This is a genomic window from Paraburkholderia terrae, assembly GCF_002902925.1.
Lineage (GTDB): Bacteria > Pseudomonadota > Gammaproteobacteria > Burkholderiales > Burkholderiaceae > Paraburkholderia > Paraburkholderia terrae.
This window is the reverse complement of sequence record NZ_CP026114.1, coordinates 493,326-513,619: the sequence shown is the minus strand read 5'-3', so window position 1 is coordinate 513,619 and position 20,294 is coordinate 493,326. Positions and strand designations below refer to the sequence as shown.

The 20,294-nt window shown below is 61.0% G+C and carries 17 protein-coding genes and 4 pseudogenes; 8 read left to right on the top strand and 13 right to left on the bottom strand.

Annotated elements, in window-relative coordinates; genetic code table 11:
* Window positions 1–19: 19 nt before the first annotated feature.
* Window positions 20–302, bottom strand: a pseudogene (locus C2L65_RS44160) (sodium:solute symporter family transporter); the annotation flags it as partial.
* Between the two features lie 305 nt (window positions 303–607).
* On the opposite strand from C2L65_RS44160, the pseudogene C2L65_RS44155 reads away from it, so the two are divergent.
* The 3 genes and pseudogenes from C2L65_RS44155 to C2L65_RS47415 all read left to right on the top strand — a co-directional run bounded on the left by C2L65_RS44155 (window position 608) and on the right by C2L65_RS47415 (window position 2,869).
* Window positions 608–1,189: pseudogene (locus C2L65_RS44155) on the top strand (Fe-Mn family superoxide dismutase).
* Window positions 1,190–1,286: 97 nt separating this feature from the next.
* Entirely contained in the window at window positions 1,287–2,183 is an 897-nt protein-coding gene (locus tag C2L65_RS44150) for an alpha/beta hydrolase family protein (protein ID WP_081921500.1), read from the top strand.
* A gap of 386 nt (window positions 2,184–2,569) precedes the next feature.
* Window positions 2,570–2,869, top strand: a complete 300-nt coding sequence (locus C2L65_RS47415; protein ID WP_081921502.1) for a type 2 periplasmic-binding domain-containing protein — start codon at window positions 2,570–2,572, stop codon at window positions 2,867–2,869.
* Here the strand turns inward: C2L65_RS47415 and C2L65_RS44140 are convergent.
* Window positions 2,862–3,046: pseudogene (locus C2L65_RS44140) on the bottom strand (IS5/IS1182 family transposase); the annotation flags it as partial. The gene C2L65_RS47415 and the pseudogene C2L65_RS44140 overlap by 8 nt on opposite strands.
* Window positions 3,047–3,482: 436 nt before the next feature.
* Here C2L65_RS44140 and acs point away from each other — a divergent pair.
* Window positions 3,483–5,465, top strand: a complete 1,983-nt coding sequence (acs, locus tag C2L65_RS44135; protein ID WP_042315727.1) for an acetate--CoA ligase — start codon at window positions 3,483–3,485, stop codon at window positions 5,463–5,465.
* 202 nt (window positions 5,466–5,667) lie between these two features.
* Window positions 5,668–6,582 (top strand): LysR family transcriptional regulator, encoded by a 915-nt coding sequence (locus C2L65_RS44130; RefSeq protein WP_007737111.1) that lies wholly within the window; start codon window positions 5,668–5,670, stop codon window positions 6,580–6,582.
* Between the two features lie 21 nt (window positions 6,583–6,603).
* On the opposite strand, the gene mdcH is transcribed toward C2L65_RS44130, so the two are convergent.
* The 9 genes from mdcH to mdcA all read right to left on the bottom strand — a co-directional run bounded on the left by mdcH (window position 6,604) and on the right by mdcA (window position 14,129).
* Window positions 6,604–7,536, bottom strand: coding sequence for a malonate decarboxylase subunit epsilon (gene mdcH / locus C2L65_RS44125; protein WP_042315731.1), 933 nt, complete (start codon window positions 7,534–7,536; stop codon window positions 6,604–6,606).
* Window positions 7,533–8,210, bottom strand: coding sequence for a malonate decarboxylase holo-ACP synthase (locus C2L65_RS44120; RefSeq protein ID WP_042315732.1), 678 nt, complete (start codon window positions 8,208–8,210; stop codon window positions 7,533–7,535). Before C2L65_RS44120 ends, mdcH begins: the two co-directional genes overlap by 4 nt.
* Before the next feature lie 23 nt (window positions 8,211–8,233).
* The gene (madM, locus tag C2L65_RS44115) at window positions 8,234–9,001 is read right to left on the bottom strand and encodes a malonate transporter subunit MadM (RefSeq protein ID WP_042315733.1); all 768 of its coding nucleotides are present in this window, start codon (window positions 8,999–9,001) and stop codon (window positions 8,234–8,236) included.
* Between the two features lie 14 nt (window positions 9,002–9,015).
* Window positions 9,016–9,411, bottom strand: a complete 396-nt coding sequence (madL, locus tag C2L65_RS44110) for a malonate transporter subunit MadL (protein ID WP_042315734.1) — start codon at window positions 9,409–9,411, stop codon at window positions 9,016–9,018.
* A gap of 165 nt (window positions 9,412–9,576) precedes the next feature.
* Window positions 9,577–10,392 (bottom strand): biotin-independent malonate decarboxylase subunit gamma, encoded by an 816-nt coding sequence (gene mdcE, locus C2L65_RS44105; RefSeq protein ID WP_042315735.1) that lies wholly within the window; start codon window positions 10,390–10,392, stop codon window positions 9,577–9,579.
* Window positions 10,389–11,240, bottom strand: a complete 852-nt coding sequence (locus tag C2L65_RS44100) for a biotin-independent malonate decarboxylase subunit beta (protein WP_042315736.1) — start codon at window positions 11,238–11,240, stop codon at window positions 10,389–10,391. Before C2L65_RS44100 ends, mdcE begins: the two co-directional genes overlap by 4 nt.
* Before the next feature lie 5 nt (window positions 11,241–11,245).
* The gene (locus C2L65_RS44095) at window positions 11,246–11,554 is read right to left on the bottom strand and encodes a malonate decarboxylase subunit delta (protein WP_042315737.1); all 309 of its coding nucleotides are present in this window, start codon (window positions 11,552–11,554) and stop codon (window positions 11,246–11,248) included.
* An 8-nt stretch (window positions 11,555–11,562) separates the two neighbouring features.
* Window positions 11,563–12,468: a triphosphoribosyl-dephospho-CoA synthase gene (locus C2L65_RS44090; protein ID WP_052427037.1), complete on the bottom strand. Its 906-nt coding sequence runs from the start codon at window positions 12,466–12,468 to the stop codon at window positions 11,563–11,565.
* Complete coding sequence (gene mdcA / locus C2L65_RS44085; protein WP_042315739.1) at window positions 12,468–14,129, bottom strand: malonate decarboxylase subunit alpha; 1,662 nt, start codon at window positions 14,127–14,129, stop codon at window positions 12,468–12,470. Before mdcA ends, C2L65_RS44090 begins: the two co-directional genes overlap by 1 nt.
* A gap of 346 nt (window positions 14,130–14,475) precedes the next feature.
* Between mdcA and C2L65_RS44080 the strand changes: the two genes are divergently transcribed.
* Both C2L65_RS44080 and C2L65_RS44075 read left to right on the top strand, forming a co-directional pair.
* On the top strand, window positions 14,476–15,606 hold the full coding sequence (locus C2L65_RS44080) for an IS110 family RNA-guided transposase (RefSeq protein WP_042317385.1): 1,131 nt from the start codon (window positions 14,476–14,478) through the stop codon (window positions 15,604–15,606).
* Window positions 15,607–16,104: 498 nt separating this feature from the next.
* Window positions 16,105–16,260: pseudogene (locus tag C2L65_RS44075) on the top strand (transposase); the annotation flags it as partial.
* Window positions 16,261–16,622: 362 nt separating this feature from the next.
* On the opposite strand, the gene C2L65_RS44070 reads toward C2L65_RS44075, so the two are convergent.
* Window positions 16,623–16,892 (bottom strand): DUF4148 domain-containing protein, encoded by a 270-nt coding sequence (locus C2L65_RS44070; RefSeq protein WP_042317314.1) that lies wholly within the window; start codon window positions 16,890–16,892, stop codon window positions 16,623–16,625.
* 626 nt (window positions 16,893–17,518) lie between these two features.
* Here C2L65_RS44070 and C2L65_RS44065 point away from each other — a divergent pair.
* On the top strand, window positions 17,519–19,318 hold the full coding sequence (locus C2L65_RS44065) for a hybrid sensor histidine kinase/response regulator (RefSeq protein ID WP_158660440.1): 1,800 nt from the start codon (window positions 17,519–17,521) through the stop codon (window positions 19,316–19,318).
* Here the strand turns inward: C2L65_RS44065 and C2L65_RS44060 are convergent.
* Window positions 19,260–20,009: a response regulator transcription factor gene (locus C2L65_RS44060; protein WP_103254693.1), complete on the bottom strand. Its 750-nt coding sequence runs from the start codon at window positions 20,007–20,009 to the stop codon at window positions 19,260–19,262. The genes C2L65_RS44065 and C2L65_RS44060 overlap by 59 nt on opposite strands.
* Window positions 20,010–20,294: the final 285 nt, after the last annotated feature.

Here is a 20,294-nt window from a genome sequence, read left to right as displayed (position 1 = left end):
TTCAATACACGGCGTTGGCGGATTGGCTGGCGCGATTTTTTTTGAGGACCGCAACGTAAAGGTCGTGCGAAACGGTGGACGTGTCGGCCATCGTCAGCTCTGCGACAACCGCGAGAATCGTCGCAAGGGCGACGGCTGACAGGAAGCCGAAGAAGATATATCCACTGAGTGCCTTGGCCAGATACATCACCGGCATATAAACCCATCAGGCCTGTTGCGACAAAGACAGACTTCCGTGCCTCACGCGCATCTCGAACGGTAAAGAACCGCATCAGGATGTGAGGCAAGCCTGCCGTTCCGAAGCGAGATGCCGGTGATTTTTAAGCATCAGATAACGATTCGTGATGCGGACGATCGCTTTTGATGAAGTACGCGTGATTCCGATCGAAGTGCGAGCCGACGATGTTGTCATGAGAGACCCGGGGAAAGGCGAAACGGACAGGCGTGACCGAAGACGATTCACTGGCAGTGAAGTTACCCATCATCAATCGTCGTTTTACAGACGGGGAGGGAGCGCCTATCGTCAGCAAAGTTGGTATGGATATGATTGAGTCGTTCCCGCTAACCCAGAAGCCGAATAGCCCTTCCTGCAGAAAATTGTATACCGATGGAACACAAACTTCCTTCGCTCCCTTATGCGAAAGATGCGTTGACCCCTTACATGTCAGAGGAGACGCTCGATTACCACTACAGCAAGTATCACCAGTCCTATGTCTCTAATCTGAATAAATTGATCCTTGGAACCGAATTCGAATATCGCTCGGTGGAGGAGATAGTCGGGACATCATCAGGGGGCGCTTTCAACAGCGCGGCGCAGGTTTGGAACCATAGGTTGTTCTGGAGTAGTCTCTCGCCGCAGGGTGGTGGGGAGCCGGGCGGTGTTCTAGCGGATGCGATCAAGGGTCGGTGGAACACGCTGACGGCATTCAGGCATACATTTGCAAGCGCGACGGTTTCGAATTTCGGTTCCGGTTGGACCTGGCTTGTCAAAGGGGCTGACGGCTCACTGGACATTGTCTCGACCAGCAACGCCGCCACGTCGATTTCCAGTGGCTTGCGTCCGCTCATAACGATCGACGTATGGGAACACGCCTATTAAATCGATTATCGCAACGCGCGCCAAATCTACGTCGATGCCCTGCTCGACAACCTGATCAATTGGCCGTTCGCTGAAGCCAATTTCGCTTAACTGTGCGCGAATAGTGCGGCCGTTCAGGCAGCAACTTTCCTGTTCGCTTGTTGCACAAAGATGTTCCATTAGAAAACCGCCATATGGAGGAATACCTATGTATGCATTGAGAAGAGCCCTGATGTGCTCGTTGTGTGTCGCAGGCCTGAGCGCCGCCGCTTTGGGACATGCCGCCGAGAAGGTGGTTACTTTCACGGTCGATGGGCAGAAGATAACCGGGACGCTCGAACTTCCCGAGAATGTGCAAACGCCCCCGGTCCTCTTGATGCTGCACGGGTTTACCGGCACTCGCAACGAGTGGTCGTCGCCCGTAGTCAAGGACGGATTGTTTGGGCGATGTGCGAAAGCGCTATCCAAAAAGGGCGTCGCGAGTCTGCGTATTGATTTTCGTGGTAGCGGCGAAAGCGACGGCAAATTTGAAGACATGACCGTAGACAGTGAAGTCAAAGACGCATTGGCAGCGCTGGACTTTCTGTCGTCGCGGCGTGATATCGACAGCCAGCGGATCTCCGTTGTGGGCATGAGTCTCGGCGGTGCAGTGGCGACCGCGGTAGCCGGCCGGACGACGCATTCGCTCAGGTCAGTCGTTCTGTGGAATCCCGGCATCAATCTGCCGGCTGCATTTACGTCCATCTATGGCGAGGACGTCATGAAAACCGCATTGGGTAGCGGCGACCAGGCGATTGCAGTGACCATGAAAGAGGGTGGAAAAACCGTCAAGTTGAAGGCGGCGTTCTTCAAGAGTCTCTACACTACCGTTCCCGCCGCAGAAATCGAAAATTATCGTGGACCTCTGCTGCTGGCGGTCGGCACGAAGGATTCGATCGTGTATCCGCAACCTACCTCGGCGGAAGCGCTCCTGCGCTATCACACAGGACCACACACCCTCTGGACGAGGCCCGTGGATCACGGATTTGATGTTGAGCGAAGTGCCACGACGGTCGATGCACTTGTTGAAGAAACGACGGACTTTGTATTGGAGCATTCGAAGTAAATCAAGAGACGTTTGGTTAAACGGTCGGGAACCCGCCGACGCCGGCGCGGTCGGGTCTCCGTTCGCCGGGTCCCGTTTGTTCACGTTGATGTCGACGGGTAATACCAAACCGCAGCAACTGTAGGTAGTCTCGAACGCTACGGACGACCGCTATGTGGACTTGATAAGCGAGAACGTCGATGTCGCGATACGACTCGGGAGGCTGGCGGATTCCAGTCACCGCTCAACTGGAGTCGGAAGTTATGTGTGCGTTGGGCAGTTGCGTCGCCGCAATTTGTTGCTGAGCATGGTGCAGTACGCAAGCCCGACGATCTTGTGAAGTTGCCGTTTTTCGCGTCATCGGCCTCGTCGCGTCCACTGTCATTTGAGCTTGTCACGCTCACGGGATGAAGAAACGTGTTCGTTGCCAAGGAATAATCGCAGCTAATACGGCACCCGCCCGCCGGGCAGCAACTCTAGCGGGAGGCGGTTTCGCTGTGCTAACGGACTTCTCGGTCAGCGCCGACATTACCGCCGGGCGGTTGGTGCGCCTGTTGCCCGGATGGGAAACCCCAGTTGGTGAAATTCAAGAGCGACCTGACATGTATTCGTCGACTCCCATTTTCAGATCAGGCAACATGCATGGTCCGATCGTCAGGAACGGACAACACGAGAAGAAGGGCACGAAAAAAGCCGCAGCTACCTGAGGATTATCCGTAAGTCGTGGCCTGCGCCGTACAGCATCGCGTTGCCGAGCGTACCTTTAAGCCGGTTCCTGACGAGCGTTCCGTCCGTCTTCATGTGTCCATCGCTGGCTCGATCGCACTGCGCTGACTGATCATGGCCCGTAATCCCCGCGGAATGCCTCGCCGAAGCCTTGGATGGCTGAAGGCGTGGATGGTGCATGGCATGCGGAATGCCATTGAAACCGACTTACGGTGCGAGAGATCCTGCTCCAGTTCGCTGCTGCGGGATCACCACACACAGACGCTCTCCGCGCGATGTGCCTTGGACTTCACGCAATGATCGACACGTCAGACGAACTATCGTTTGCGGCACCATGGCAGTTCCCGAACGCGTACGCAATGCGGCGATCAGAATGGATGCTCCTGGCGTCTGCCACGCAGGCCAACACGATGCCCGGCATTTCACCCAGGCTAACCAACTGTCATTCAGGTTAATTGATCCGCACGATGCGCGCGGGTTACCTTACAAAAAACGCAGCGTCACCACCCGCGCAGAATCGGAGCGCCGGGCTCCACGTCAGGCCGGTCGAGTCGACGGGAAATGCACGCATCAAGCCCACTAGACGGAGACACCATGCACGACATCGAATCAATGAAACGCGAAGCCCCGGTTTTTGAGGTGCCGGACGCGTTCTCGAAGCGGGCGACGATCGCAGGTATGGAAGCCTACAATGTGCTGTGCGCAGAAGCAGAAAACGACTACGAAGGATTCTGGGCTCGCCTCGCTCGGGATAATCTTTTGTGGTCCAGGCCTTTTATGCAGGTTCTCGACGAGAGCAACGCGCCGTTATATCGATGGTTTGGTGATGGTCAACTCAACGCGTCGTACAACTGTCTCGACCGAAATCTGCAAACCGGAAACGGCGACAAGGCAGCGATCCTGTTCGAAGCAGATGATGGCGCTATAACGCGCGTCACCTACCGTGAACTACATGCCAAAGTCTGCCGGTTCGCAAACGCGCTGAAGAGCCTTGGTGTCTCCAGGGGCGACCGTGTCGTCATCTATCTGCCGATGTCGATCGAAGGCGTAGTGGCCATGCAGGCTTGCGCTCGCATTGGAGCGATCCATTCGGTGGTCTTCGGAGGTTTTTCGGCGAAGGCACTGCAGGAGCGTATCGCCGATCTCGGCGCGGTTTTGCTGATCACGGCGGACGAACAGATGAGGGCGGGGAAGGTGCTTCCGCTCAAGTCCATCGCGGACGAGGCGCTCACGATGGGAGGCTGCGAGTCCGTGCGTCACGTAGTGGTTTACCGGCGGACGGGCAACAGGATCGAATGGATTGAAAATCGCGATCGCTGGATGCACGAGATTTCGGCGAGCCAGCCCGAGACATGCGAAGCCGAACCGGTGGACGCCGAGCATCCCCTCTTTGTGTTGTACACGTCCGGTTCCACCGGCCGTCCTAAAGGCGTACAACACAGCACCGCCGGCTACCTGCTCTGGGCGATGCTCACGATGCAATGGACATTCGACATCAAGCCGGAGGACGTGTTCTGGTGTACCGCAGATATTGGCTGGATCACGGGGCACACGTATATTGCATACGGGCCGCTCGCGGCGGGCGCAACGCAGGTCATGTTCGAAGGTGTGCCGACGTATCCCAACGCGGGCCGCTTCTGGGAAATGATCGAGCGCCACAAGGTCAGCATTTTCTACACCGCGCCGACGGCGATCCGCTCGTTGATCAAGGCAGCCGACGCGAATGCACAGGTGCACCCCAGCCGCTATGACCTGACGAGTTTGCGTCTGCTTGGCACCGTGGGCGAGCCAATCAACCCAGATACGTGGCAGTGGTATCACCATCACATCGGCGGCGATCGCTGTCCGATTGTCGACACCTTCTGGCAGACCGAAACCGGCGGCCATATGATCGCACCGTTGCCCGGTGCGACGCCACTCGTGCCGGGCTCGTGCACACTTCCGTTGCCGGGCATCATGGCCTCGGTGGTCGATGAAAGCGGGCAGGCATTGCCGGATGGGAGTGGCGGAATCCTTGCGATCCGGCGCCCATGGCCGTCGATGATTCGCACGATCTGGGGCGATCCTGAGCGATTCCGGCAGAGTTACTTTCCCGCGGAACTTGGAGGTAACCTCTATCTCGCTGGTGACGGAGCGATCCGCGACAAGGACAACGGCTACTTCACGATCACGGGTCGCATCGACGACGTGCTCAACGTTTCCGGACACCGGATGGGTACGATGGAGATCGAATCGGCGTTGGTCGCCCACCCTCTGGTGGCCGAGGCCGCCGTAGTGGGACGTGCCGATGAAGTGACCGGGGAGGCCATCTGCGCCTTCGTGGTGCTCAAGCGCGAGTGTCCGTTGGGCGGCGAAGCGCGGCAACTCGCTGGCGACCTCCGAAAATGGGTAGGCGAGCAGATCGGACCGATTGCCAAGCCAAAAGACATCCGGTTCGGAGACAACTTGCCGAAGACCCGATCGGGCAAGATCATGCGGCGACTGCTACGCTCGCTGGCTAAAGGCGAAACAATCACCCAGGATGTCTCGACTCTCGAAAATCCCGCGATTCTGGAGCAGCTGGGCGAGGCGTTCTAGCGTCGACGTATACTGAGGGATGGCATCTGTACCCTCGCGTTCGCACACGATCAACGAGTCACCATGGCAATCCCCGCCTCTCCCCGGCAAAGCAGAATGAGCGAACCATCGCCGTCTGAGCGCCGAAGGATGCGGGGTAACGCTATTGACACCCGTTAGCGCGAAACGATAACGCTCAATTCCGACACATCCAAAGCCCGAGATGCGCGACCGAATCGACGATGAGATCACCTTTCGCAAGCTGGAAGTCCTGCTCGCGTTCATGGAGACGGGCAACCTGTCAAAGGCGGCCGAGGTCCTGGACGTCAGCACGGTCAGCGTGCACCGGGCGTTGCACTCGCTCGAACAAGGCGTGCGCTGTGCGCTGTTCCGGCACGAGGGCCGCAATCTGAAGTCGACGGAAGCCGCACAGATGCTCGCCGACGTGGCAGAAGAAGTGCTCACACTGATGTCCGACGGCATTCGCGCGACGCGTGAGGCCGCGGGCTATTCGTCAGACCGTCTGAAGATCGGCTCGCTGTACTCGCTGACGATCAAGACCGTGCCGGGCATCATCATCGACCTGAAGGTGCGTCGGCCAACCCTTCAGGTCGAACTCGTGCTCGGGTCGAATGCCGAGCTGCTCGACAAGCTGAAGCAGGGAGCAGTCGATGCGGCGCTAATGGCAGTGGCCGAGGGCGAGCCTGAAGTCGATTCGTTGCCGCTCTTCGAAGACGACATCTTTTTCGCGGCACCCGCAAACTCGCGCTTTGCGAATCAGCAAGCGGTCGACCTGAGGGATTGTCGCGACGAGACATTCGTGTCGCTTGGCGAGGGTTTCGTCACTTATCACGGCTTTCGGGACGCGTTTCGTGTGGCGGACTTCACGCCGAACGTGACGATGAAGGTCGGCGATATCTTCTCGCTGATGAATCTGGTGAGCGGCGGCGTCGGCTATACGCTGCTGCCGGGCCGCGTGCGCGGCGTGTTCGGCGACAAGGTGCAATTCATTCCGCTCAAGCCACAATACCTGATGCGTCAGACCATTGGTGTCAGCTATCTGCGTGCGCGTGAACGCGATCCGAACCTGCTTGCGCTGATGGCGGTCTGCCGTCTGCGAACCCGCAACGCCGACTGAAGGTCAGTCGGCGTTCGGCCGTCATGCGTGCGAGCGTTCGCGCTCGATCAACGTACAAAGGTCTGGCAATGCGGTCTCGCTGCTGCTGGCCGCGATGCCTTCATTGAAGGTTGCGCGGGTCATGCGGGTCAATACGTTGCCGCACGGCATCTCGATTACGAGGCGGGCGCCGCGCTCCCACGCGAGCCGCATCGTGTCGAACCAACGCACCCGCTGCGCCATGTTGCCGGCAAGATCGGCCGAGATGCGTGGGCCGTCGAACAGCGGCCGCGCCGCGCTGCTGCTCAGATACACCGCACGAGGCGCATGCAGGGTGACCTGCGCAAATGCTTCGGCGAGTGCGGCCGCTGGCTCGTCGAGCAACGCGCAATGGGATGGCACGGCGACGTCGAGCCGCTCGCAGCGTTGCGCGCCGTGTTCCTGTGCAAGCGTAGCGAGTTCATGCATTGCGGCGTCGCTGCCGGCAACCACCATCTGTGTCTCGGCATTGAGGTTCGCGAGAAAGACTGGCGTGGCCGCGCGGTTGATCTGTGCGATCAACGTTTCGAGTGGGCGCTGCCTGAGGCCGACGATCGCCGTCATTCCATAGCCGCTCGGGTAAGCGCGTTCCATCAACTGGCCGCGCAGTGCTACGAGCCTGACGGCATCCGCGTAGCGCAGTGCACCAGCCGTCACTGCGGCCGGATAGGCGCCGATCGACAGGCCTGCGACGATGTCCGGTTCGCAGCCGTACGCACTAAACACACGCGCCTGCGCGACACCCGCGATCAAAAGGCATAGCTGAACGGCGATAGTCGAGCGCAGCGAAGCGACGTCATCGAGCGAGCGGACATCATAGCCGAGCGTATCGCTGGCCTCTTCGAGCGCGCGGGACGTTTCGACGTGATCCGGCAGCGCATCGAGCATGTCGCTTTTTTGCGAGCCCTGGCCGGGGAAGGTGAACAGGATGCTCATGACGGTTGCGATAGAGACGGGGCGTGAGCAGCCCACGGGTTGGCGACAAGCATTGGCCCCTGCCCCGTCTTCAACAGCACGCGGTCTGTGAGCCCTGCCCATTCGGCGAGCGCAAAGCCGGCGTCGCCGGTATCGACCTGCATGTCGACGCGTGCGCCAGCAGCCTGAAAAACAGAAAGAATCGAGCGCGCATCGTCGCGAGACAACGGCTTCGCGGCGCGCAGCAGCAGATCGAGGTCGCTGTCCGGTCGCAGTGTGCTGATGCCGCTTGCCAACGCGAAGCCGACGCTGCCGGTGATGCCCCACGCCAGTTGCAAGCGATCGAGTTCAGGCGCAACGCGGTTCAGCGCACTCACGCACGGCAGTTTCGCAAAGCCGGCATGACGGCGCCAGGCCCGTGCTTGCGCAAGCGATTCCGGTGTGACATGGCGCTGGATGCGCTCGCGCGGCACACAGGCGGCGAAGCGCTGGCTGCGTTCATGTCCGCGCAAGCCGACGGGCACCAACCCATCATCGATAACCGTTTCGCGACGCACCACCACCGGGGCAAGAGTCAGCCATTTGCGCGTGGCCCATGCAGGCACCGGCGAAGTCGATCGAACGTCATGCGGGTCACCGATCCACAGCAGATCGTGCGGGCGCAACGTTGCGTCAGTGGCTCGAGCGGTGCGCATGCCGATTCTCCTGGAAGCTGCGCTCACCCGTTCACCAGTGCTCTCGTCGCAAAGAACAGCACCGACGGTCCGAGCAGACAGCCGACGCCCGTATGAAACGTCGCGATCAACGCGCCATAAGGCACGAGCCGCCGATCGGTGGCGGCAAGCCCCGCGCTGACGCCGCTTACAGTGCCCGCAAGGCCGCCGAAGATCATCGCGGAGCGGGGCGTCCTCAGCCCCATGAAGTTAGCCGCGATCGGCGTGCCAATCATGACGATGATCGCCTTGATCAGGCCGGTGGCGATGCTCAGCGCAATCACGTCGGAACTGGCGCCGATTGCCGCGCCTGTCACCGGCCCGACGATGTAAGTGACGGCGCCCGCACCGATGGTCGTCATGCTGACCGCGTCGGTGTAGCCGAAAGCATGCGCGATGCTCGCGCCGACGATGAACGGCAACAGCGTGCCGAGCAGCAGCGACACCGCGCCGATGAGCCCGGCCTTGCGCGCCTCATTGGCCTGCACTTCGAACGCGGTGGCGACGATTGCGAAATCGCGCAGCATGGCACCGCCCATCAGGCCGACACCGGTAAAGAGCGGCAAATCCGCGAGACCTTTCTGTCCGCCCGTGAAGACGCCGCCTAACCACGCGAGCACCAGGCCGATCACGATCGCGATGGCCGAGCCGTGCACGCGTCCGAATGTCAGTTTGCGCGAGATCAAAGACGACACCCACATAATGAGACCCACCAGCGCGAACGAAGTCACGAGGCCGTTCTGAACCAGTTCTTTTTCGAGCATGTGCAACATGATGGACTCCTGATTCAGATATCTTCGAGGTGGGGAGCGTTCACGAACGAGGTGCTGTCGCGACCGGTACGGGAAAGAACGGCGATGCAGCACGCGCAAACGGCTGCCGCACCAAGTGCCGAAAGCAGCGCGACGGGACCTCCCTTGATCGCTGCCACGACGTTCTGGTTCGCGGCCATCGCGACGACCACGGGGATATACAACGCGCCCCAGAAGCCGACGCCCGCTTCTGTTTCCTTCGGCAGCAACCCTTTCCCGTGCAGATAGAGGCGCAAGAAGATCAGCAGCAGCATCGCGATGCCAACGCCGCCGACATTCGTTTTGACGCCGATCGCGACCCCGAGCAGGTCGCCGAGAAAAAGTCCGGCCAGATGGCAGAACGCGAGTAGTGCGGTTCCGTAGATGATCATGTGCTGTCTCCTGTCGACCAGAGTTGACGCTTTAGCGTCTTACTCTGGTCCCATGCAAGTTGATTGCGATGTTTGCTTTATGGACCACTGATGGGTCGGTACCGGCTGATGAGCGTGTCCCGGCGCGGCATCTGATGCCGCATCGGGGCAGAGGTCATGGCGGGTTCAACGCCATTGCTCGCGCAACTTTTGCCGCACGGTCGCGGATGCCGCGCGGTGCGGGCTTGCGAGCCGCCCGGCGAGGCCATGCGACGGGTCGGCTCGAATGTCGTTGAGCGCGTCGTGCAGCGTCTTTTCGATCGTCGTCTGGTCGGCGCCACTGGGTGCATCCGCGTTGCTCACGTGAAGGAGCTTCCACAGCAGCCCGAGCGACGCGTAGTTGTCGATGTCGTAGGCCATCGGCGGTACCTTCGCGGCAAACGCTTCGAGATCGGCCACCGTGCGCAGCGTAATGCGCGCGGCCGATTCCTTGCCCATCGCATGCACCATCACCTGCGGATCGGCGAGCGCGATCAAGCGGTTCGCCTGGTAGCCATGCGCGAGAAACGCGCCCGACACCGCGCGCCCGACGATCAGTCCGATCACAGGATGACCGGCCAGACGCGCACTTGCGTATGCATCGGCGGCGCCTGCCAGCGCCTGGTGGATCCCGTAGGCTTCTTCGCGCCGTCCATACGCCTGGCTCGGGACATCGATGATCGCAACGATCGGGCGCTTCTCTTCGCGCGCCGCATCGGCGTCGATCACCTCGCGCACCGCGCGCGCGAGTTCCCATCCCTCGATCAGCCCGACCTCGCCGCCGCGTACGCGCGGGAACGGATTGTCGGGAGTAGGCACCACCGCGATATAGCGGGCCGGATGCTCGCCGAGCCGCGCATCGACCACCCGTATCGAGGACGGAAAGCCGTGCTGCAAAGGTGCGCTGTAGGTGAGCGCGTCGAGCCAGACGGCGCCCCGCGCGGAAAGCTGCTGTGTGCTCATTGCTGAAACCCCTTGCCGTAGATTGCGGCCACTCGTTCCGGTGTGGCCTGCACGCCCGGATCAATCTCGGAAAGCCGTTGCAGAAAGCCGGTGACCCGTTCGCTGCGGCACAGCACCGGACGTCCCGCGCGAAACAGCTCGATGACGGCCGCTCGGATCGCATCGGTATCGTCGGCTGCGTACACGTCGATGAGACCGGTGCGATGACGCTGCTCGCAGCCGGTGAAGCTCCAGATCATCGGCCGGTCGCGGGAGTCAAACTCGGCGAGGCCGGCCTCCTGTTCGATGACGGCCGGCCCGTTGAGGCCGAGCCGCGCTTCGCGCGTGCCGATCAGATAGCTGCACAGCCCTGCCGAGATCGACATGCCGCCGTAGCAGCCGATCGGACCGGCGGTGATGCCGATCACCGGCTGATAGCGGCGCAAGTCGACGATCGCAGCGTGAATCTCCGCGATCGCGGCGAGCCCGAGATTCGCCTCCTGCAGGCGCACGCCACCCGTCTCGAACAGGATCACCGCGCGCGTCGGGATGCCGTTGCGGTTGTCGTCGGCGGCAAGTTCGAGGCTGCCGGCGATCTTCGCCGCCGACACCTCGCCCATGCTGCCGCCCTGGTAGCCACCGTCGATGGCGAGCACGACAGCGGGCTGGCCGTCGATCAGTCCTTTGGCGACCACGGCGCCGTCGTCAGCTTGCGTGACGATCCCTTGCCGCGCGAGCCAGGGTGAACGCACGCGCTCGAACGGATCGAGCAGTTCATTGAAGCTCCCTGCATCGAGCAGTCGCTTTGCCCGGCTGCGCGCGTCGAGCTCGATGAAGCTCTGACGCTCGAGCAGTTCCTGTGTATCCATGATCGTTATGCTCCGCCCGTTGATTGCAATTGTTCCAGCACCTGGCCGATGCGCATTTGCACGACACCAGGTGTCGCACCGGAATCGTTGATTTCGAGCTTCGCGGCGGGCAGCGAGCCGTCGCCGAAGATGCGTTCCAGCACCGCCTCCCAGACACGGGCCTTGCCGTCGACGGAAGTCGTGATGTTCACGACGGTACGGTGCGCCGCGTTGCCTTCGAGCAGGACTTCGAGGTCGCCCGATGCGACCACGCCGGCCACTGCACGCCGTTGCGCGGATTGTCCCGCCGGGAATTCAAAAACGATGGTTTCCATTCACTTTCCTATGTGTTCGTCGTATTGGGCTTCGTCGTCGCGGCGGCTTCGACCTGAAGCCGGTCGAGAAAGAGCGTGGCGGCGAGCAGATCGGCGGCGCCGCCGGGCGACACGTGCAGCTCGACGAGACGGCGATCCAGTGCCTTCAGATCACGGCGGCCGGACAGAGTAGCGGCACCACCGTGCGCAAGGACGCGCCGCGCACCGCTTTGCATCTCGGCGAGTGCGCTGCGGCCCCCGCGTGCAAGCACACAGGTGTCGTCGAGGCTCGCCATCACCGCGAGCAGCGCGTTCAACCTGGCGGCCGTCTCGCTGTCGCCGCGCTGGCGCGAGCGGAAGAGCTCCGGCAGCGCAACTTGCACGACGTGCGGGAAACCGGCCTGCGCCTGTCCGCGTGCGCCGCCGACGTTGTATTCGATGCGTGCCTGCTCGCCTTTGTGGCCGGTTTGTAGCGGCGCGTGCCGGTCGGAGATCCGCGCGATCTCGGCTGCGCGTGCGGCGATCGCATCGGCTGCAAGGTCGTCCGGTTCTCGTGCGGCTGCCGTCACCAGCAGTCCGAGCGCCCAGATCGCGCCGCGATGCGTGTTGACACCATGCGTTGCGTCCATCATCCGTGCTTCGCCATCGCGGCCAATTGCGCCGATGCGCTCACGCAATTCGGGCAGCGGCCGCGTTTCGATACCGGCCTGAGCGAGTTCCACGAAGGTCGGCTGGAGTGCCCACGCCGATTTGAACATGAGCTTCCAGTCGAGATCGTGATGCGCGCCCTGACTGCGGATATCAACGAGTCCGGGTTTGGGCGCAAGCGTCACTTCATCGATCAGCGCGCCGACCACCTGCGCGCCGAAATGCCCGGCGAGGCCGGATGAAGCGCGTTGCAGTGGCGCATGGATCATTGCGAGGTTCTCGCGCATCACCAGCTCCGGTAACGTGCGGGCGGCTCGTACAGTCCGTCCGACCAGTCAACGAGATCCGCGATGCTCTTCGCGGCAAGCAGCGACCGGTTCGCTTCGCTGCGGTGAACGCCGAGGTCCTCGGGCAGGGCGATCAGACCGTCGCGCCGCAGTGCCGCCCGCTTCTCTGCGCTGCTCGAAAGGCCGATCGGCGTCACACCCGCGACGGCCGCGATCATTTCCTTACGTTGTTCGAGCGAACGCGCCTTGTACAGATACGCAATGCCTTCCTCAGTCAGCACATGCGTGACGTCGTCGCCGTAGATCATCACCGGCGCGATCGGCATGCCCGTTTCGCGTCCAACTTCCACCGCGTCGATCGTCTCGACGATGGTCGGCTGGCCGCCCGCCTGAAACGTCTCGACCATTTGCACGACCAGCTTGCGGCCGCGCTCGAGCGGGCTGTCGGTTTGCAACAGATCGAGCCAGGCAGGCGTCGCGTGGCGGCGGCCATGCGGATCGTGGCCCATGTTCGGCGCACCGCCGAAGCCGGCGAGTCGCCCATGCGTGACCGTCGACGAGTTGCCTGCGCCATCCATCTGCAGCGTCGAGCCGATGAACATGTCGATCGCGTACTGGCCGGCGAGCTGGGACATCGCGCGATTCGAGCGCATCGAACCATCGCGGCCGGTGAAGAAGACATCGGGCCGTTGCGCGACATAGGCGTCCATGCCCAGTTCGCCGCCGAAGCAGTGGACGCTGTCGACCCAGCCGGTTTCGATTGCGGGAATCAGCGTCGGATGCGGATTCAGCGTCCAGTGGCGGCAGATCTTGCCCTTTAGCCCGAGCCTGTCGCCATAAGTGGGCAGGATCAGTTCGATTGCGGCAGTGTTGAAGCCGATGCCGTGATTCAGCGATTGCACCTGATGCCGTTCATAGATGCCGCGAATCGCCATCATCGCCATCAGTATGTGGACGGGAGTAATCAGGCGCGGGTCCCGCGTGAACAGCGGCTCGATAAAGAATGGCTTGTCCGACTGGACCACGAAGTCGATCCACGAACCGGGAATGTCGACGCGCGGCAGGTCTTTCGGATCGTCGACGATTTCGTTGACCTGGGCGATCACGATGCCGTCGCGAAACGCCGCGGCCTCGACGAGGGCAGGCGTGTCTTCGGTGCTGGCGCCCGTATAGAGATTGCCGTCGCGATCCGCCTTATAGCCGGCGACCAGCACGACGTTCGGCGTCAGATCGACATACAGCCGGCCATACAGTTCAGCGTACGTGTGGATCGAACCGATTTCGAGGATGCCGTCCTGCAGAAATTGCGAAATGCGCAGGCTTTGCGCGCCGGCGAAGGCGAAGTCGAGCTTTCGGGCGATGCCACGCTCGAACAGATCCAGATGCTCGGCACGGCTCACGCTCGGGATGATCAAATGCAGGTCATGAACGATTTCCGGATCGACCTTCGCGAGCGAGCGCGACAGGAAGTCGGCCTGCTTCTGGTTGTTGCCCTCGACGACTACGCGGTCTCCCGGGGCAATCAGATTTTGCAGGACTTCGACCATGCGGTCCGTGGGCAAGACCGCGCCGTCGGCGATTGATGCGACGCGCGCGAGGCGCCGATGTTTTTCCGCCCGGCGCGTGGCCCAACGGGAGGGAGGCTGATTTTGACTCGACATGTGTGCTCTCGCTGAAGACATGAGGCGAGTCTAGGGAGCGAGGGGCGGTACTTTCAATGACCCTGAGGATGCGTTCGTTATCCTGAGACTAACAATTTGCTGTGCTACGCCCGGTGTGCCACGCTGGTCGGGCAGTTCGTCGTCTTGAGGGTTTTCCCTTGCATTGAGGAGTGGCGAAGGGTTCAGCTTCTAGTGGACGCAAGCTGCACCTGTCGTTTAAGACACTATGACTTTCCGTGAGGCAGAGGCTGGCCGCCGTGAGGAATCAAACGCGGGTTAGCATTGCTGCCAGAGCCGCACGGTGTGGACGGTGCCACACCCGGCGAATTCCCGCACGGAGGCCAGTATGGAACACGATAGCACGCTGTACGTCGGCCTGGACGTTCACAAGGACTCGATCACGGTCGCCTATGCGCTCGGCACGGGCGAGGTCGAACTTCTGGGCAAGGTCGGTACGACGAAGACGGATATCGATCGCCTGTGCAAGCGTCTTCAGTCGAAAGCGCGACACGTACGTGTCGTCTACGAGGCAGGGCCATGTGGCTACGGCCTTTACCGGCAACTGGTCCAGAAAGGATTCGACTGCATGGTGTGCGCACCGTCGCTGATTCCCAGAAAGCCCGGCGAGCGCGTCAAGACGGATCGGCGCGATGCGATCAAGCTTGTGCGGTCTCTACGGGCCGGAGACCTGTCAGCGGTGTATGTGCCGACGGTCGGGGACGAGGCATTTCGCGACCTCGCCCGTGCATGGATGACAGCCAAAGACGATTTGAGGCAGGCGCGGCAGCGGCTCAAGTCGTTCCTGCTCGCACACGATGTACGCTATACCGGCCACGCCGATTGGGGACCTGCTCACCGACGCTGGGTGAGCCAGTATGCGTTCGGTAGCGAATGGCAACAGTTCGCGTTTGAGGAGCTTCGGCGCACGATTGAAGATCGGCTCGCGCAATGCCAGCGGGTTGAAGCCGCCTTGCGTGAGGCAGTGACAAACTGGCGGTTCTATCCGGCCGTCCTGGGCCTGCAGGCCATGCGCGGTGTGCAGTTCACCACGGCCGTTGGAATGCTCGCCGAGCTCGGCGATCTGTCACGCTTTGACCACCCGCGGCAATTGATGGCGTGGCTCGGCGTCACCCCGACAGAACACTCATCGGGTGACAAGCGACGGCAGGGCAGCATCACCAAGACCGGCAACAGCTATGCAAGAAAGCTGCTCGTCGAAGCTGCCTGGAGCTACCGGCACCCAGCACGTGTAAGCGCCGATATTCAACGCCGCCATGAAGGCATTCCGAAGGCCATCATCGATCGCGCCTGGGACGCGCAGGTTCGACTCTGTCGCCGATACCGGAGACTGTCCGCACGTGGCAAGAATGCCAATACCACGGTCGTGGCTGTGGCCCGTGAACTGTCGGGTTTCATCTGGGACATCGGGCGCCTGGCGATGTCGCTCGCGTTACCTCGTAGCAAAGAGGCAACCTGATTACGAAGCACCACGACGCTCACTTTATAGATGCACGAGTTTCCTGAAGGCGGCGTAGCCCGGCTACTCGAGTAACCCGCGGCATAATCCCGCAACGGATATCAACCGACTTGCGGCTTAAGAATGCGGCAGGCTCATGAGACGGTCCACTGTAATGCGGTATCCAACCCGCGGATATCAGGATGATCCACCGTCGAGATTTACTGCTACGTCGCCCTCAGGAAATTCATTCGCGTATCAGAACACTGGACACCCCACATTCCCATTGACACGGAAAGTCATATCGGGTTATTCGATGCCTGCCATCGGCCGCATGAATATGAATGCCTCCGCGCGTGTCGGCAGGCGTCGAATAAGCCCGATGGAGGAAACCGCGGAGTGCTCCGATGCGCTTGAAGTCTTCGCGGCTATGGCGATTGATAGGCCGGGATGCTCAGCGGAGTCGGATGCGGCGCGGTCAGGCGGGATGGCGAACGGGCAGTGACGGGGTGGCGAATGTTCTTCGGCGAGTACACCGGGCTCGCTGATCCCGCCACCTTTGCCCGGTGGCTTGCGCCGCTACGTACCTGCGAATGGGTGGTCTAAGCCAAGCGCCCGTTCGCCGGACCGAAGGCGGTGCTCGAGTACCTCTCACGCTACACGCACCGCGTCGCCTCAGTCCGTCGGCCATCTGCGGCCGTTCGTCTGTGCATTCACGTGGACATTCAAACGTCGCAATCGCCCTGGTAGCGGACAATTCAGGTGCAGACTCGATCCAGCAATTCATCGGCGGTCCCGGTCAATCAGGCGATCGGCGAAGCTTCCGGTGTCGGAAGTCTTCTTACTGGAATGTCGAATGGGTCGAGGTCGATCCGCAGCGGAGGTCGACCGTCAGAGGACCGCCGACGTCGGTCGCGTCCAGCCCACGAGGTAGATTTTAGCGATTGGCCGGTCCGTAGTCCTGCAATGTCGGGCGTATCGGAACACGCCGACAACCATTCGATGGTCGAAACGCCCTTCTGGCTCACGACGCTTCATTAGCCGCCGCCTCGGTAAATATCAAGCATCAGAGCTGGGCCGCCATTTTTCTGAAAATCTTCGAGCTCGCGCATCACTTGCGCGCGTGTTTTTCCAACGGGCATGGAGGGTGCCGGTGTGACGGCCGGAACCGCGACCTCTGAAACCTGCGGGGCGTTGCCATCCGTTACCGCCCCCTGCTGGTTGATCGCCGTTTGGGCGAAGCATCCGTCTGCTGCGACTCCAGCTATCAGGGCAATACAGACGGTGATCGATTGATAGAGTTTCATGGGAGTACTCCCTCGGAGTTTAAGAGATCGGCGTGTGCATCTTTCGCCAACCGACAGCAGTCTTCGCACGAACAGAGACAGGTTCGGCTCGTTGCAACGATCAACCGATGTGGATGCACTCGACGAATGCCTTTCCAGCGTTGCTGTCATATTCATTGTTGGTCAGGCGAAACACCGTCACAACGCACATGCGTAGGCGACAGACCAGCAACGCAGACGAAAGTTGTATGCACTCCCGCTGGCCCATCCCGGTGACGTATCAGCAATTCGCCTTCAATGTTGGCGGAGTGCCTCGCTGAACCTTCAAGTGCAGGCAAGGACACATCCCGTAGTTGATACATTTGTGGCTGATCCTAGAAATGGCGACCTGTTATTCTGTTTTTATGTGGTTACGCACGATGGTGTTGTGCGCCCATGACCACCGGCGCCGCTTTCGCTGGAATGTGCCGTCTTACTCCGTTAGCCACGTTCGGTGGGGACCTGTCTAACCCGTGGTGCGCCGATACAGCCTCTCGACGTCGCGCACTATCCGCCCACGGCGGCTTTCCTGTTGAAGCAGCCTTATGAGATTGTCTGGCGTCGTAATACGCAGGTTCAGATCGGCGGCTCAGGAGCAAGCGTTCCGGATGGACTACGCGCGGCGCTTCTTCGGACAGCGCAGGCTCGCCATCACAATCTTCACCGCGTTGTGGGTCGTGTTTTCCATCCACGACTTCGGGCGATTAGACGTACTCGATCCCTCCCATCTGCACCACAAAGAACTCATTTTCCTGAGAATCGCCGGGACGATCGGCATGACGGTGCCCGTGCTGTTGTGGAGCCCACGCGCACTTGACGAGTGCTGGGCCGTCGGGCTGCTCAGTGTCTGGACGATCGGTTGCTGGTTCGCGGTCCTGAGAATGGTACAGATCTATCCCGGCGACCTGGCCTGGCGGGAAGCTTACCCGATCCTGACGTTTGCCCTTTTCATGATATTCATGGCCTTCCGGCTTCGAGTCGTCACGGCGGCGTGGCTGATCGGGCTATGCGTCGTCAGTTACCTTGTCATGCTCTATCTCAAGCCCGGTGGGCAGAGCGTCGGCGCGCGCGTGGAGTCGGTGGTTGCGCATGCCACGATGGTGCCGATGATGTATATCGTCGGTTTGCTAGTCAGCATTCCGCTGGAACGTGCCGCGAGGCGCGAATTCATGTATCGGCGCACCTTGCGCGCGGCCAAGGCGCGCGTCGAAGCGGCGTCGCGCGCAGTTAGCGAACAGAACCTACGCATGCAAGACCTCGTCAGGGAGAAAGAGCGGTTCTTCTCATCGGCGTATCACGACATCCAGCAACCTCTCGCCGCAATCAACCTCTTCATTCGAAGCGCCCGGACGAGGACCAGGGACGGATACGCGGTGGATCGCGACCTGGATGTCATCGAGGAGACCGCGCGCGACCTTCTCGATATGTTCAAGGACATTCAGGACTATAGCGAACTGGGTTCATACGTTCCGCACCTGGCGCCACTCGATACGCAGACCGTGCTTAGGGAAGTCTTCGAGCAATACCTTGAACCGGCGAGATCGCGAGATATCGAATTCAGGATCGGCGAGCGTCGGCGTTACCCTCCACCCATTGAAACCGACCGCTCCCTGTTCAAACGAGCATTGTCCAATCTTGTATCGAATGCGATCAAGAACACCTCCGCGGGGGGAGTCGTAATCGGCTGGGTGCTGATTGGGGAACGGCTTCGCATTGACGTATGGGACACGGGCATCGGCATCTCGCCCGAGCACCGGGATGCGATATTCGCCGAGTACTATCAGATAAACAATCCTGGCCGCGACCGGTCGAAAGGCCTTGGGCTTGGGTTGTCTATCGTCAATCGGGTTGTCGGAATTCTGCCGAAGCACAGCATGCGTTTCTGGTCGGTCGAAGGGCGCGGGTCACGCTTCTCCCTGTACGCTCCGATATCGCAATTGGCACCCGTCATCGTGACGGAAGATCAAGCGAACGCAGCATGCACGTCCATCCTTAAAGGCAGATACGTCCTGCTTTGCGACGACGAGCCGACCGTTCTGGAGGGGCTGCGACGATTATTCCTCAGTGCTGGCGCACTGGTGGATAGCGCCGGGTCGATGGCGGGATTTGAAGCGATTCTCGCCGACGATGGCCGCGCACCCGACATCATTGTCACCGATATCCGGCTGCGCGACGGCCCGACTGGCATTGAGGTCGCCGAACGGATCAGGCAGCATTTCGCATGGGCGGGTGTGCTTCCCGTTGCATTCATCACTGGCGAACTGGTGTCTCCGCACGCACTTCGCGATTTCGCCGGGCCGTTCGTGCTGTTGCGGAAGTCTTCCGCGCCGGAAAGCACGCTCGCTGAAGTCAGTCGGTTCGTTGCTGCCCAACGGCCGACGGGCCTCGATCATGTGCGGGATCCGTGACTGGCGGGACGCCGAGTCTGATCCCTTTATCCGCCAGCATGACGATGAGTTCCGTACGGCGCCGCAGATTGAAATGCGCGAGCAAATGACTGACGTATTTTCGTACTGTAATGTCTTCGAGCCCCATTCTCAGCGCAATCGCCTTGGACGGAAGCCCGCGCACCAGCCACGCCAACGTTTCGAACTCTCTCGGAGTGAGTCCCAGCTCGGATGCGCTGCTCATTTCCGAATTGCAGCCCGGCTGTGCGTTCACAGGCCTACTTACGGGAGCCTCGTCCGTGCCCATGTCACGCCTGAGCCTCGCGATGCTGGCAGCGGGCAGGAACACGCCCCCGGCAAGCGCTGCGCTTATCGCTGCATGAAGCGCTTCGGGAGGCGACGACTTGGGTACGTATCCCATGGCGCGCAGTTCGATGCATCGACTGATGGTTTCCACGCTCTCGTCCGCCGATATCACAATCACCGGTAACGACGGTCGCAACTCCTTCAATTCGGCAAGCGCGTCGCAACCGTGACCGTCGGGAAGATCGAGATCGAGAAAAACGATGTTCAGGAACTCGCCGAGCGCATGATGCATGCCCTGCGACAACGTACTCGCGTGCAGCAACTCGATGCTCGGAAACAGCTCTCTCAGCAGCAGCGCCAATCCGGCTCTGAACAGCTCGTGATCATCGACGATCAGTACGCGCATCACATCGTCTCCCGGGACCGCTTTCGAAGCGAACTGCAATGACACTGCTGATGATGCTACATCCGTAGCAGTCGTCCGCTGTGTTCAACACGAATAGTACACGCAGGGCCCCTATGTCACGGACGGGACGGTGGCGGCTGACCCATGTGGCGTTGCCTCGAAAGTGGCGGTTTCGCCCGTCACTCGACACTCACCGCTTGACCTGATGGGCGAACGGCTGGACGACCTTGAAAGGAGCCGTTTAGGTCGCGCGGGAGCAGGGGGCCGCAAGGGGTCGCGAAGGGG